Raw genomic sequence first — 13949 nt, 5'->3', positions numbered from 1 at the left:
CGGTGCAGGGATGAGCCTGGCCATCGTGAACATCTGCATCGACTGCGCCGACCCCCACGCCCTCGGCACCTTCTGGGGCGAGGTGCTCGGGATCCCCCTCGCCTCCGACGACGCGCCCGGTGACGACGAGGTCGGCCTCGACCTGCCGTCGGGACAGGCACTGCTCTTCCTCCGCGTGCCCGAGGGCAAGGTCGTCAAGAACCGCCTCCACCTCTGCCTGGCCCCGCCGGAGGTCGACCCGACGCGGGTCGGCGCGAGCCGCGACGCCGAGGTCGAGCGGGTGCTCGCGCTCGGCGCCACGGTGGTCGACGACCTGCGCCAGCCGGACGGCAAGGGCTGGGTCGTGCTGGCCGATCCCGCCGGCAACGAGTTCTGCGTGATCCGTCCCGCGGAGGAGCAGGCCGGCTGATCCCGCCACCCCCTGCGGGACGTCATGCGCGCCGGTCGCCCCGACCGCCGGAGCGCATGACGTCCCGGGTGGGGGGTCAGACCAGCAGCGCGTTCACCGGGTCGGCGAGCACCTGGGCGACGTCGTGGAGGAACGCCGCGCCCGTCGCGCCGTCGATGTGACGGTGGTCGAAGCTCAGCGTCAGCGTCACCACGTCGCGCGCCTCGAGGCGCTCCTCGGCGCCCTCGCCCACGACCCACGGACGGCGCTGCACCGCACCGAGGCAGAGGATCGCGGACTCGCCCGGGTTGATGATCGGCGTGCCACCCTCCATCCCGAGCGGGCCGACGTTGGTGATGGTGAACGTGCCGCCCGCCTGGTCGGCCGGCGCCGTGCGGCCCTCCCGCGCCGTCGCGGTCAGCTCGCCGACGGCCCCGGCGAGCTCGGCGAGGGACATCCGCTCCGCGCCCTTCACGTTCGGCACCACCAGCCCCCGCGGCGTGGCCGCCGCGATCCCGAGGTTGACCTCGTCGCGCAGCACGACCTCGTCACCGCCGTCCGGGGCGGTGCCCGCGTCGTACCGCGCGTTGAGCAGCGGCGAGCGCCGCAGCGCGAGCGTCACCGCCCGGGCGGCGACGACGAGGGGCGAGAGCCGCAGGCCGGCGTACGGCGCGCGCCCGCGCAACCCGTCGAGGAGGCGCGTCGTGGCGGTGGCGTCGACCGTCGTCCAGATCGTCACGTGGGGCGCGGTGAACGCCGAGGCGACCATCGCCTGCGCCATCGCCTTGCCGAGGCCCTTGACGGGCTGGCGGCGCTCGGTCCCGGAGACCTCGACGGGTGCCACCGCAGCCGGAGCGGGAGCGGGCGCCGCCGCGCGCTCGACGTCCTCACGCGACACGGTGCCGTGCGGACCGGTCGGCGGCACCGTCGCCAGGTCGACGCCGAGGTCGGCCGCCAGCTTGCGCACGGGCGGCTTGGCGAGCACACCGACAGAGGCGGCGGCCACCGCCATGGACCCCGTCGCCCGCCTGGGACGACGCATGGTGCCGGCGGCACGCGGCCCGTAGCCGACGAGCGTCTTGTGCTCCTCCTCGACGGGCGCCGGCGCCGGCTCAGGGGCAGGCGCCGGCTCGGGCTCCGGCTCAGGAACGGGCGCAGCAGCAAGGGCAGCAGCAGGGGCAGCCGCCGATTCCCCGATCCGGATGATCGGTGTGCCCACCTCGACAGTCACGCCGATGTCGACGAGCAACGCGGTCACCTCTCCCGCGAACGGGGACGGCAGCTCGACGACCGACTTGGCGGTCTCGATGTCGACGATGGGGTCATTCACCTCGACGACGTCGCCGACCTCGACGTGCCAGGCCACGACCTCCGCCTCGGTCAGGCCCTCGCCGACGTCGGGCAGCTTGAACTCGGGCATGTCCCTCCTCAGAAGGTGAAGGCGCGGTCGACGGTGTCGACGACGCGGTCGAGGTCGGGCAGGAAGTGGTGCTCGTTGCGGGCCGCCGGGTAGGGCGTGTCGAACCCGCCGACGCGCAGCACCGGCGCCTCGAGCGAGAAGAAGCACTCCTCCGTGACACGGGCCGCGACCTCCGCCCCCATGCCGAGGTTCACGTGCGCCTCGTGGGCGACGACGACCCGCCCCGTGCGGCGCGCGGACTCCACGACCGGGCCGAGGTCGAGCGGCGAGAGGCTGCGCAGGTCGACGACCTCCACCGAGCGGCCGTCGGCGACGGCGGCCTCCGCGACGGCGAGCGCCGTGCGCACCATGGGCCCGTAGGCCACGAGGGTGACGTCGTCGCCGCGCCGGACGACCGTCGAGGTGAAGAGCGGGTCGGGCGTGGCGTCGAGGTCGAGCTCGGCCTTGTCGCCGTGGTACTGCCGCTTGGGCTCGAGGAAGATGACCGGGTCGTCGCACGCGATCGCCTGCTGGATCATCCAGTAGCCGTCCACCGGGTTGGAGCAGGCCACGACCTTGAGGCCGGGCGTGTGGGCGAACTGCGCCTCGGGGCTCTCCGAGTGGTGCTCGACCGCGCCGATGCCGCCGCCGAACGGGATGCGGATGACGACGGGCAGGCGCACCTTGCCCTGCGAGCGGTAGGACATCTTCGCCAGCTGGGTGACGATCTGGTCGTAGGCCGGGTAGACGAACCCGTCGAACTGGATCTCCACCACGGGCCGGTAGCCGCGCATGGCCATGCCGATCGCGGTGCCGACGATCCCCGACTCCGCGAGGGGCGAGTCCATGACCCGGCGCTCGCCGAAGTCCTTCTGCAGGCCGTCGGTGATGCGGAAGACGCCCCCGAGCCGGCCGACGTCCTCCCCCATCAGCACGACCTTGTCGTCCTGCTCCATCGCGGTCCGCAGACCGGCGTTCAGCGCCTTCGCCAGCGTCACCTTGCTCATCGGTCCCCCTCCGCACCGGTCAGCTCGAACTGGGCGAGGTACGCGGCGTACCCCTCCCGCTGGGCCTCCACCTCGGGCGAGGCCTCGGCGTACACGTGGTCGAACATCGCGAGCGGGCTCGGGTCGGGCATCGTGCGGCACCGGTGCCGCAGGTCGGCGCCGAGGTCGTCGGCCTCGGCCTCCAGCGCAGCGACGAACGCGTCGTCGACGGCGTCGCGGGAGCGCAGGTAGGCCAGCACGCGGGCGATCGGGTCCTTGCGCCGCCAGGCGTCGACGTCGGCCCCGGACCGGTAGCGCGTCGGGTCGTCCGTCGTGGTGTGCGCGCCCATCCGGTAGGTGTAGGCCTCGATGAGCGTCGGGCCCTCCCCCGCGCGGGCGCGGTCGGTCGCGGCGCGGGTCACGGCGTACGTCGCGAGCACGTCGTTGCCGTCGACGCGCACGCCCGGGAAGCCGAAGGCGGGCGCCCGCCAGTGCAGGGGCGTGCGCGACTGGCGCTCGATGGGTGCCGAGATCGCCCACTGGTTGTTCTGGCAGAAGAAGACGACGGGGGCGTCGTACGTCGCGGCGAAGACGAACGACTCCATCACGTCGCCCTGGCTGGAGGCGCCGTCACCGAAGTGCGCGATCGTGCAGGCGTCGCGGGTGACGTCGCCGGACCCGACGAGACCGTCGGCGGAGAGGCCCATCGCGTAGCCCGTCGCGTGGAGCGTCTGGGCGCCGATCACGATCGTGTAGAGACCGAAGTTGTGCTCCGCGGGGTCCCAGCCGCCGTGGTCGACCCCGCGGAAGAGGCCCAGCAACCGGCCCGGGTCGAGGCCGCGGACCAGGGCGACACCGTGCTCGCGGTAGGTCGGGAAGATGAAGTCCTGGGGGCGCGACCCGTGACCCGCCCCGATCTGGGCGGCCTCCTGGCCCAGCAGCTGGGCCCAGATGCCGAGCTCGCCGTGGCGCTGCAGGGCGGTGGCCTCGGTGTCGACGCGACGGGCCAGGACCATGTCGCGGTAGAAGGTGCGCACGAGGTCGTCGTCGCCGTCGAAGTGGTAGTCGTCGTGCTCCACACGCTGGCCCTCGGGCGTCAGCAGCTGCACGTAGTCGGGCTCGCACCCGGCAGACTCGTGGGCGGTGGGCGCCCCGGTCAGGATCGTCATCGCACGCTCCTCGCGACGAGCGCGGGGTCGCCGCGCTCGGGCTCGTCGTGACGGGTCGTCGCGGCGCGAGGGTGGGCGCCGTCCGGATCCGTCGATCTGTTCACCTGTTGTGACCCAGGTCACTGGGTGCGCCCACGGTAGCGGACGCCGCCGACGAAACGCGAGACGGCGCCCGGTCGGAGTGGTCCGACCGGGCGCCGTACGGGGTGCCGCTGGGTGTTGCTGGGGTGCCGCTGGGTGCTGCTGCCGGTCAGCGCACCGTGCCGAAGCCGAAGCCGCCGGTCAGCGGCTTGTAGCCGGGCGCCGAGAACTGGATGCCGAGGGTGAGGGTCCGCCCCTTCAGGCTGCGGGGGATCGTGTAGCTGGCCTTCGTCGCCCCCGGGATCTTCGTGCCGTCCGCGAACCACTGGTAGTAGGTCTTCGTGCCCTTCTGCTTCGCGGTCGCGGTGAGGACCGGCGCGCTGACGCCGACGGTCTTGCCCGTCTGCACGACGCCGTGCTTCTTGCCCGGCGAGGTGATCCAGCCGCCCGGCACGGTCGACATCGACGGGTCGGCGACGACGGGGTACTGCACGTCGAAGGTGCTGCGCAGACGACCGTCCTCCACGCCCGCCACCTGGATGCGGAGGGTCTTGCCGACGAGCGACGCCGGGGCCGTGAACGAGGTGACCGGCGTCGCGGAGTCCACGACCGTGCCGAGGCCCGCGTCGACGCAGTCGGACGCCTGGCACACGACGAAGTCCTTCGCCGCGGTCCCGCCCGCCACGCCCACGATCGTGCGGTAGCGCGTGCCCGGCTCCCACTGCCCGGTGAACCCGATCGAGGTGGCGCGTCCGGCGACGACCGCCTGGCGGCCGCCGACGAGCGACGTCCCGACGTTCATCGCGCTCGGGGCCTGCACCTCGGCGAACGTGTAGTCGAAGGTCGGGCTCGACTCGACGAGCCGGTTGCCGTCCCACTCCTCGAGCACCAGCTGGTAGGTGCCGCCCGGCTGCATGTGCTTCCCCACGGTGTAGTCGGTGGAGAAGCCGTCCCACGGACCGTCGACGTCCTCGCTGAGCGAGCGGGGGTCGAAGTAGCCGACCTTGCCGGTGGGGTCCAGCTTGAGGCGGTAGGTGTGCGACGTGTCCGGCGTGGCGTCGTTCCAGTTGACGACGGTCAGCCCGCGCGACGAGTCGAAGACGGTCTCACCACCGAAGTAGAACGACTGCACGCCCACGACCGAGAGACCGGAGGCCGCCTGCGCGGGGGCCGGGGCCGCGAGGGCGAGACCGCCCGTGACGACGACGGCGGAGACGAGGGCCGAGGCCCTCCGGCGGTTGAGCACTGTGCGCATCGATGGGCACCACTTTCCGAGTCGGTTGGAGTCCGTTGCCACCCTCTTCGGCGGACGCCGGCGCGACCTGAGCGGAACCCTCGCTTTGACGGGGGCTCCCCGGAGACGACAACGTGGCGGTCCCCCGTCGAGACCTGGAGAGGGACATCCCACCCGTGAGCGACACCCCGAGCACCGCCGACGCGCCGCCGTCCCGGCGGCGCCTGCAGTCCGTCCGCCCCACCGTCTTCTGGCCCGCGCTGGCGATCCTCGCCGTCGTCGTGGTGGTCAGCATCGCGTTCCCCGAACGCACCGGTGACGCCTTCTCCGCCGCCCAGGAGGAGGTGATCGGCGTCTTCGGGTGGTACTACAGCCTCATTGTCACCGGCTTCGTGATCTTCGCGATCTGGGTCGCCGTCGGGCGCTTCGGCGACATCCGGCTGGGTCCGGACGACGAGGGCGCCGAGTACGGGTTCCTGGTCTGGTTCTCGATGCTCTTCGCCGCCGGCATGGGCATCGGCCTCGTCTTCTGGGGGGCCGCCGAGCCGCTCAACTTCTACACCTCGCCGAAGCCGGGGGTGGAGGGCGACGACGTCGAGCTCGCCCACGCGGCCATGAGCCAGACGTTCCTGCACTGGGGCCTCCACGCCTGGGCGATCTACGTCGTCGTGGGCCTCGCCCTGGCGTACGCGATCCACCGCAAGGGTCGCTCGGTCTCCCTGCGCTGGGTGCTCGAGCCGCTGCTGGGCGACCGCGTGAAGGGTGGCCTGGGCGACGCGATCGACGTCGTGGCGATCGTGGGCACCATCGCCGGCGTCGCGACGTCGCTGGGCCTCGGCGTCTCGCAGATCGGCGCGGGCCTCGAGAGCCTCGGGGTGGTCGACGAGGCGGGCACCCCGCTGCTCGTGCTGCTGATCGTCCTCATCTCCGTGGCCGCGACCGCCTCGGTGGTCTCGGGCCTCGACAAGGGCATCAAGTGGCTCTCCAACATCAACCTCGGCATGGCCGGGATCTTCGTGGTGGCGCTGCTGCTGCTCGGCCCGACGCTGTTCGTGCTGCGGTCGTTCGTGGAGAACGTGGGCGAGTACCTGTTCACGATCGTGCCCAACAGCTTCGACACCTCGGCGTTCTTCGGCGAGGAGGGCCAGGAGTGGCAGGGCCTCTGGACGACGTTCTACTGGGGTTGGTGGATGTCGTGGGCGCCGTTCGTCGGCGTCTTCATCGCGCGCATCTCGCGCGGCCGCACCGTCCGCGAGTTCGTCGCCGGCGTGCTGCTCGTGCCGACCACCGTCTCGGCCATCTGGTTCTCCATCCTCGGCGGCTCGGCGATCTACCGCGAGAAGTTCGGGGACGGCGGGCTGCTCGACGCCGACGGCTCGGTCACCTCGGAGTCGGTGCTCTTCCGGCTCGTGGGCGACCTCCCGGGCGGCACCCTGCTGTCGGGCCTCGCGATCGTGCTCGTCGCCATCTTCTTCGTGACGTCCTCCGACTCGGGCTCGCTCGTCGTCGACATGCTCGCGTCCGGCGGCGACACCGACCCGCCGAGGTGGAGCCGGGTGCTGTGGTGCGTCATCGAGGCGCTCGTCGCGATCGGGCTGCTGGTCGCCGGCGGCCTGGGCGCCCTGCAGACCGGCGCCATCCTGACCGCGCTGCCCTTCAGCGTCATCATGGTGGCGATGTGCGTCGCGCTCTACAAGGCGTTCAAGGCGGAGTACACCGAGATCCGCCGCCTCGACCTGAAGGCCCGCCGCAAGGTGCTCGCCGACGAGGTGGGCGAGACGGTCACCAGCGACCTCGTCGCCAACTTCGAGGACCACTTCGGCGACCAGGTCGACCAGCGCATCGACGAACGCGTCGAGGACAAGCTCGGCATGACGGGCGAGATCCCCGTCGTCAGCGCGGAGTCCGACAGCAGGCGCTGACCCCCTCCCCGCAACACGACCGGGCCCCCACCTCCGCAGAGGTGGGGGCCCGGCGTGCCTTCCCGTGCGGACCCGACCGTCAGCGACCCGTCGGCGTCGCCCAGAGCCACCACGCACGCGTGGTCGAGCGGTAGCGCGGGTCGTCCGGCACGAACGTCACCGTGACGCGCCAGCTGCCCTTGCTCGGGATGCGCGGCGTGGCGACGGTGGTCGTGCGCCCGACGTACGCCCACGCCGTGGCCGTCACGGAACCCGTGCCGGCCTTGCGGATGCTGACGTAGGTCGTGCCGGTCACCCGGCGCCCGTCCTCGCCCACGAAGAAGGTGGAGATGGGCTTGCCGCTGCCGATCCGCCCGTACGCCGACGGCGCACCCGGCACCACGCGGCTGCCGAGGCCGAGCGAGCCCGGACCCGGCTCGGAGGGCGGGGTCGGAGCGGCCCGCACGGTGAGCACGGCGGCCGCGGTCGGCACCGAGCCGGCGGAGCTCGTGAACACCGCGCGGTGCTGCTCGCCGTTCTGCGCCGTCGTCACCGCCGGCAGCCGCAGCGTCGTCGCGGTCGCCCCCGGCACGTCGACCCACTCCGCGTCGACGAGGCGCTGCCAGCGCACCTCGGGCGCGGGGACCCCGGACGCCTCCGCCGTGAAGGTCGCCTCCTCGCCGGCGGTCACCGTCACGTGCGTCGGCTGGCGGGTGACCGCGGGCGCCTCGGAGTCGTCGGGGTCGCCGATGGTGAAGACGTCGATGACCTTCGGGCGCACGTTCGGCGTGCGCACGTCGTAGGAGTACGTCGTGATCTCGCCCGAGCCCGTGTCCAGCTTCGTGAACACCGCGAGGTTGTTGTCCTGCACGAACGGCAGCGGCGTGCCCTGGGCGTCCGTGTACGGCGCGACGTTCGGCACGACGGGCTCCAGGCCGCCCGGGTTGCCCTGGGCCAGGTAGTGCGACGCGTCCCAGGGCGCCGGGGGCAGCGGGCGGCTGCGTCCGCTGAGGGGGTGGTACGCGCCGTACGAGTTGCCGGTGTTGGAGGTCTCGAGGAAGTTCGTGGTGCCGTTCGCGGCGACGAACCGGTTCCAGAGGTGGCTGTGGCCGTTGTGGACGAGGTCGACGCCCGCGTCCTCGAGCAGCGGCTGGAGGTCGGTGAGGAGCTTGTTCTCGCTCGGCGGGTACTCGTAGCGGACGCCGACGAGGTTGCCCGCGTCGTCGCGCTCCTCGATGCGCTGCGGGTCGACGAACTGCGGCATGACGTTGTCACCGAGGCCCTGCGGACCCTCGTGGAGCATGACGACGTGGTAGCGCGCCGCGGCGAACTCCTCGCTGGCGAGCTCGTCCTGCAGCCACGCGTACTGCGGGCTCTCGGCGTCGACGGCCTCGAACACGTGCTCGCCGTACCCCTGCTTGAGCGGGTCGGCCAGCGACTGCCGCGACTCCTGGTAGCGGGTCGTGCTCGTGCGCGCCGCCGGGTCCGGCACGGCACCGGTGCCGCGCCAGATGCGGGTGGAGTACAGCGAGATGAGCCGCACGTCGCCGACCGTGGTCGCGTAGTAGGTCTCGCCGCCCGGCGAGGAGTCGGGGAGGGAGAAGATCTCCTCGTAGGTGGTCGTCGAGAACGAGTTGTCCCGGATCCACTGCTCGCGCACGGCGGGGTCGTTGCCCGGGTTCACCTCAGTGGCGACGCGCTCGTACGCCGCGGTGGCGACGTCCCGCGGCACCGGGGCGTTGTACGACGCGCCCAGCGCGGTCGCGCCGGCCCGGCGGCCCTGGACCTCGTGGTTGCCGACCGCGGGGAAGAGCGGGGCGTTCTGCACGATCTCGCCGCCCGCGTAGGAGACCCCGCCGGTCGAGGTGCGGCCGCCGTTGCCCTGGAGCACCGGGAAGAAGCCCGAGCCGCGGGTGTCGTCGAACCACTCGGAGGCCCGGTCGGGGATGTTGACGAGGTCGCCGGCGAGGAAGACGGCGTCGATGTCGCCGATGGTGTCGGCCGCGACCTGGAGGTTCGCCGGGGTGTTGACCATCGCCTGGTGGTCGCTGGTCAGCAGGATGTCGAGGTCCTCGCCCGGCTGCGCGGCCGGCTTCAGGCTGAACGTGCCGGAGCCGGCGATCTTGTCGCCGTCGCGGCTGACGACGCGGTAGGGCACGCGCTCGCCCGCGGCGAGACCCGTGACGACGCCCTCGTGCCGCCAGACGTCGCGGTCGACGATGCCGTCGGACTGGGCGGGCTTCACGGGGACGTTGGACTGGTAGTCCTCCGCGACCTGCGAGAGCGTGCCCGTGGTGGCGGGGAACACTGTGACGCCCGGGTACGTCGTGCCCCGCGCGGCGGCCGCCAGGTCGGCGGCGGAGAGGCGGCCCACGCCGTCACCGACGAGGACGGTGTGGTCGGAGCCGGCGAACTCGGTGAACCAGACGACGGAGACGCCGTCGGCGGTCGGCGCCTGCAGGAAGGGGTCGGTGAGGAGGCGTGCGTCGCCGACCGGGTCGGTCCAGAGGGAGGAGGTGCCGGCGGCGAGCGCGACGCCCGCCGGCTGTTCGGGGGTCCGGCTGGACGCATCGGCACCGGAGAGCGCGGAGGCGGAGGTCAGCAGCGCGAGGCTGGTCACGACGATGCGCCCGGAGGCGCGCGGCCGCCGGGCTCGGAGGGTCGTCATCGGAGAGGGATCACCTTTCGAGGGCAACGGCCTGGTCGTGGCGTGGCCGGGCCCGAGCACCGTCTCGCCCCCGGCAGCGTGGTGCGCGCGGGTGTCGCGGGGGGCGAATGCCCCGGGTGGGTTGGGTGAAGGGCCGCGGTCGGCGGCTGCCGCGCCGTACGCTCCCGGCATGACGAGGACGGGGAGCCCGTGGGCCGCGCGGCGTGGCTGGATCGTCGGCGTCGCCCTGGCGGCGGTGGCCACACTGGCGCCGACGGTGCCGGTGCCGGCCGCGGCGGGGCAGGCACCGGATCCCGTCGTGGAGGTGCTGGCCGTCGACGAGATCGGGTACGGCGCCGGCATCGACGTCCGGCTGCGGCTGCGCGACCTGGACCCCGACCCCTACGCCCACCTCGGGCCGGGGAGCATCTTCAGGATCGCGCTCGCCCCGCCCGGCATCGAGGACCTGGCCGCACGGCCCGACGCCGTCGCGTCGTGGGGACCTCGCTTCTCGCCGCCCACCGCTGACGTGCCGCTGACGTTCCGTCTCCCGGCCTACACGCTGGAACCCGGCACGACCTACTCCCTCTACGTGGTGCCCGACGGCGGGAACGCCTACGTGCAGGTGGAGAGGCCGATCTCGATCGACTGGGAGGCCCTCGTCCCCCACGTGGCCATCACGGCGGGGGCTCCGGTGACCGGGACGTACCCCGACGTCCCGCTGAGGTTCGACCTCCGCGACGTGCCGGTACGGAGCGTCGTGACGGTGACGGGCCTCCCCGGCGGCCCGTTCCGGACGTACACGAACGGGGACAGCGTCACGCCGTACACCCGCGGGAACGACCACGTCGGCACCTACACCTACACGGCGACCCTCGACGTCCCGGACGGTGCGATCGGCGACGGGCTCACGGCCTCGGGGAAGGTCACGATCGTCCGCGCCGAGACGGTCATCGGAACATCGTTCCTCCAGGTCCCGCGGACGAACGCGACCGGGCGGCTGCGCACGGTCGTGGCCTACTCCCTGGGTGCGAAGCGGAGCCCACCGGCACCGATCACCTGGAAGATCTACCAGGGCAACCGGGGCGTCTGGTGGTCCGGCGCCCGCCAGGTGCCACCCTCGCTCGGCGACATGGTCGTGACCCTGCCGAAGCTGCCGCGCGGGAGCTACCGCGTCGTGGTGGAGTACGGCGGCACGCGGAACCTGCTGCCGTCGACCGCCACCCGGACGTTCACGGTGCGCTGACGGGGCGGGCAGGTCGGCTGGGGCCTGTTCGGCCCGGAGCGCGGAATGTGCGGTCGGGGTGGGTCCTGGGCCGGGATCGGCGTACCGACGTCCCAGTTCGGCGGGACCCACGTCAGGCCCCGGGCCCAGGAGCGAGGACCACGTGTCCGGCCCTCGAACGGCAAGCGGGGCAGAGGAGATCAGCCAGCGGTGATGCTCTCCACCAGGCGTGACACCGAGGCCGGCTCCGGGCCGATGACCACCAGCACCTCGTCGCACGTGTCACAGACGAGGCCGTCCACGGCCCGCGAGCTCATCTCGACGAGTGGCCCGGACACGAGGCGTCGCACGGAGTGCGATCCGACCTCCCTCCACACCTCGGTCGTGTCCGCCCACCGGGACCCGAAGGGGCCGTCGGCGGTGTACCCGCCTCGGAGGACGACCACGGCGTCGAGCGGAGCCTTGGAGATGCACTCGTCGGTGATGGCGTCGACCTCGACGACCTCGTTCCCTCCTGCCGGCGACCACTCATCGCAGGTCGAGAGCCGAACACGCGGCCAGGACGAGACGTCACCGAGAATCAACGTGCTCTCCTCGCTCGACGGCGACGCCGTGGCGTCAGCGGAGTGTGTCGACGGCGCGGGCTCGAGGACCTGCGGTGCGACGACGGCCCCCAGGATGGCACTTGCCGCAGCGATGGCGACCACCGCGAGGGCGGCCGCGGGTCGACGACGTCGGCGAGGGTGAGGGTCGTACGCCAGGTGGGTGGGTGCGTGGTCCGCGAGGCGCTGCAGGCTCCGCGTGACGACACGATCCGAGTCGTCCGTGAGATTCACTTCGCTTCTCCTGCCAGATCGATGAGGCCTTCGGCTTCGACGAGGGCGGCGCGGAGCCGCGGCATGGCCCGCGAGATGAGGCTCCGCACGGTCGACGGTGCGACGCCGAGTGCCTCGGCGATCGTCCGGTCGTCGGCGTCGACGTAGTACCGCATCACCACGCAAGCCCGCTCGCGCGGCTTGAGAATCGAGAACGCCCGCATCAGGGCGTCGCGCTCGGCGATGGCGGGCTCCGGAGACGGCACGGGCTCGATGTCGCGGACCGCGAACCATCGGGCCGACGCTCGTCGCCCGAGGCTCCTGCGCCGATCGAGGAACTCGTTGAGAACGGCCTTCCGTGCGTAGGCGTAGGGATCGTCGGCCCGCAGGAACGGGCCCGAGCTCAACAACCGGACCACGACCGACTGCAGGATGTCCTCCGCGTCGTGTCCCGCGAGGACGTACGCAAACCGCGACAGATCCCGCCCTCGGGCCGCGACGAGGGCCTCGACACGGCCATGAGCCTGTCCCTTCATGCTTCTGAAGACGAGCCACGCACGGGATGTGTTGCAGCCACGGTCATCTCAAGTTGCCTGCACTCCGTAGGCGTGCCTCTCTCATGAGACCTGTCAGCTACGAGCACGCGGTAGTGCCGTACGCACGACGCTCGGCAGTTGCCCCGCACCCTCGGTCCCCAGCAGCCAGAGCTCGGCGGAATCCCCCGCAGCAGCGACGGAGGCACTAGCCGGATCCGCGGCCGCGCTCAGCGCGGGCAGTGATGCGACACCGAGTGCGGCGGCGAGCACTGACCGCCGCCGTGGCCGACCGTCTTCACAGAAGTTGATCTCTTGCCCGTCCACGTCAACGCACCGTCCTCGACCTGACGCCGTTACTGAACACATGGGCACCACCCCACGTTGTGTAGTTCCCACGATCACACGTTTGCGGATTGGTTATATATCGGCCCGAGTTGTCCGTATTTCGCGCCGCCGTCTGGCCCGGCTTGTGGCACCATCGAACCGTCGAGCCGTTCAGATTCTGGCGGTAGAAGTGATAATCCACTCCGGGCCAGATCACCAACGCCACTCTCAGGTTTCCGCCGATGCAATCCAACCTCCAGCCGTCACGATGCATAGCGGCTTTGATGTTTGCTGCAGTCATCTGCGTGAACGTTCCGCCGCCCTGACGTCCGGGCTGTGCAAAAGTGTTGCTGGCATAGTTTGCTGCGTAGTTGTAGCAATTGTTGTTGGGGCGCCTGCTGCCATTCCAGAACGAAAAGTCGTTCCAGCTGGTATATAGGAGGCTGCATGCTGCGGCAGCGGACGCGACTTCGGGATGAGATTCTTCGAGGTCCCATCGAACAGCCTCAGACAGCACGCCCGCTTCTGCTTCCGAAACGCCATCGGAGCGCTCGAGCGCACCGAGCAGGAACTCCTCAGCCGCCAAGTCGTACCCCGCCTGGGCCATGTGCGCATGCACCCGGAAGGTTGTCGCCTTCCCCTGACGGCGTAATTCATCTGCATCATGGCCGGTCGCTGTCATGATGTACCCTCGGTATCCGAGCTGGCCACTGTCGACATTGACCGGCACGACAGGAACGGTGCCATCACCGAGGCGCTGCGCGAATTCGGCGGCCTCCGCCGCATTCAGCGACCACACCGGGTTCGGACGGCCGGAGAAAATATCCAACTCAACCTGATACACGACTTCATCCCCCATGTTGTCGATCAGTTGGGCGAGATTATGGCTCGCCTGAGGCTGCTGTCAATGACCGCGGCACCCGAGGCCGGCCGTCCACTCACGTAGACCACCGCCCACTCGGCGCGAGGCCCCAGCAAAAAAACGGCCATGGACGAACCGGGAGGGTCGCGCGTTCAGATGCGCGATCATTTCTTGAACCTGTACGCCTCGGACCGGAGGCGGAAAGTCGGCGCTGAGGTGTCACGTCACTTCGGCGCCGAGCGGCTCACCTCCGCGCGAGGCGCCCTGCGACGAGCCCACACACCCCCCTCGGATGCTCCGCGGCCGCATGGACACAGAGTCACGATCCGGGCCTGGCCGAGGCCGCCGATCAGACGATCACGCTCACCGGATGACGACCCGG

At 71.5% G+C, this 13949-nt stretch carries 11 protein-coding genes; 3 read left to right on the top strand and 8 right to left on the bottom strand.

The genetic code is table 11. The annotated features are described in order from the left end of the window. Window positions 1-10: 10 nt before the first annotated feature. Window positions 11-409, top strand: coding sequence for a VOC family protein (locus QE405_RS18750; RefSeq protein ID WP_307204074.1), 399 nt, complete (start codon window positions 11-13; stop codon window positions 407-409). Between the two features lie 76 nt (window positions 410-485). Here the strand turns inward: QE405_RS18750 and QE405_RS18745 are convergent, their stop codons facing one another. The 4 genes from QE405_RS18745 to QE405_RS18730 form a co-directional block, all read right to left on the bottom strand. Next, window positions 486-1808, bottom strand: coding sequence for a dihydrolipoamide acetyltransferase family protein (locus tag QE405_RS18745; protein WP_307204073.1), 1323 nt, complete (start codon window positions 1806-1808; stop codon window positions 486-488). An 8-nt stretch (window positions 1809-1816) separates the two neighbouring features. Continuing rightward, entirely contained in the window at window positions 1817-2794 is a 978-nt protein-coding gene (locus QE405_RS18740; protein WP_307204072.1) for an alpha-ketoacid dehydrogenase subunit beta, read from the bottom strand. Next, a complete protein-coding gene (pdhA, locus tag QE405_RS18735; protein WP_307204070.1) occupies window positions 2791-3942 on the bottom strand; it encodes a pyruvate dehydrogenase (acetyl-transferring) E1 component subunit alpha in 1152 nt (383 codons plus the stop codon). The genes QE405_RS18740 and pdhA overlap by 4 nt, the downstream gene beginning before the upstream one ends. Before the next feature lie 250 nt (window positions 3943-4192). Further along, on the bottom strand, window positions 4193-5278 hold the full coding sequence (locus QE405_RS18730) for a hypothetical protein (RefSeq protein WP_307204064.1): 1086 nt from the start codon (window positions 5276-5278) through the stop codon (window positions 4193-4195). Between the two features lie 155 nt (window positions 5279-5433). Between QE405_RS18730 and QE405_RS18725 the strand changes: the two genes are divergently transcribed. Further along, window positions 5434-7179, top strand: a complete 1746-nt coding sequence (locus QE405_RS18725) for a BCCT family transporter (protein ID WP_307204058.1) — start codon at window positions 5434-5436, stop codon at window positions 7177-7179. 79 nt (window positions 7180-7258) lie between these two features. Here QE405_RS18725 and QE405_RS18720 read toward each other — a convergent pair whose 3' ends face one another. Continuing rightward, complete coding sequence (locus QE405_RS18720) at window positions 7259-9826, bottom strand: metallophosphoesterase (RefSeq protein WP_307204051.1); 2568 nt, start codon at window positions 9824-9826, stop codon at window positions 7259-7261. A 169-nt stretch (window positions 9827-9995) separates the two neighbouring features. Between QE405_RS18720 and QE405_RS18715 the strand changes: the two genes are divergently transcribed. Next, window positions 9996-11051: a hypothetical protein gene (locus tag QE405_RS18715; protein ID WP_307204045.1), complete on the top strand. Its 1056-nt coding sequence runs from the start codon at window positions 9996-9998 to the stop codon at window positions 11049-11051. Between the two features lie 179 nt (window positions 11052-11230). On the opposite strand, the gene QE405_RS18710 is transcribed toward QE405_RS18715, so the two are convergent. The 3 genes from QE405_RS18710 to QE405_RS18700 all read right to left on the bottom strand — a co-directional run bounded on the left by QE405_RS18710 (window position 11231) and on the right by QE405_RS18700 (window position 13549). Then, window positions 11231-11866: a hypothetical protein gene (locus tag QE405_RS18710; protein ID WP_307204038.1), complete on the bottom strand. Its 636-nt coding sequence runs from the start codon at window positions 11864-11866 to the stop codon at window positions 11231-11233. After that, window positions 11863-12381 carry a sigma-70 family RNA polymerase sigma factor gene (locus QE405_RS18705; RefSeq protein ID WP_307204031.1) on the bottom strand — a complete coding sequence of 173 codons (519 nt, stop codon included), beginning with the start codon at window positions 12379-12381 and terminating at the stop codon, window positions 11863-11865. The genes QE405_RS18710 and QE405_RS18705 overlap by 4 nt, the downstream gene beginning before the upstream one ends. 325 nt (window positions 12382-12706) lie before the next feature. Continuing rightward, window positions 12707-13549 (bottom strand): hypothetical protein, encoded by an 843-nt coding sequence (locus QE405_RS18700; protein ID WP_307204025.1) that lies wholly within the window; start codon window positions 13547-13549, stop codon window positions 12707-12709. Window positions 13550-13949: the final 400 nt, after the last annotated feature.

The organism is Nocardioides zeae (assembly GCF_030818655.1).
Classification (GTDB): Bacteria; Actinomycetota; Actinomycetes; order Propionibacteriales; family Nocardioidaceae; genus Nocardioides; species Nocardioides zeae_A.
This window is presented reverse-complemented; position numbering and strand designations above follow the sequence as displayed.

Bases quoted from the DNA above. Each gene is read 5' to 3' on its own strand.
- QE405_RS18740 (WP_307204072.1), bottom strand. From the start codon at position 2,794: ATGAGCAAGGTGACGCTGGCGAAGGCGCTGAACGCCGGTCTGCGGACC.
- QE405_RS18705 (WP_307204031.1), bottom strand. From the start codon at position 12,381: ATGAAGGGACAGGCTCATGGCCGTGTCGAGGCCCTCGTCGCGGCCCGA.
- QE405_RS18750 (WP_307204074.1), top strand. From the start codon at position 11: ATGAGCCTGGCCATCGTGAACATCTGCATCGACTGCGCCGACCCCCAC.
- QE405_RS18720 (WP_307204051.1), bottom strand. From the start codon at position 9,826: ATGACGACCCTCCGAGCCCGGCGGCCGCGCGCCTCCGGGCGCATCGTC.
- QE405_RS18745 (WP_307204073.1), bottom strand. From the start codon at position 1,808: ATGCCCGAGTTCAAGCTGCCCGACGTCGGCGAGGGCCTGACCGAGGCG.
- QE405_RS18730 (WP_307204064.1), bottom strand. From the start codon at position 5,278: ATGCGCACAGTGCTCAACCGCCGGAGGGCCTCGGCCCTCGTCTCCGCC.
- QE405_RS18715 (WP_307204045.1), top strand. From the start codon at position 9,996: ATGACGAGGACGGGGAGCCCGTGGGCCGCGCGGCGTGGCTGGATCGTC.
- pdhA (WP_307204070.1), bottom strand. From the start codon at position 3,942: ATGACGATCCTGACCGGGGCGCCCACCGCCCACGAGTCTGCCGGGTGC.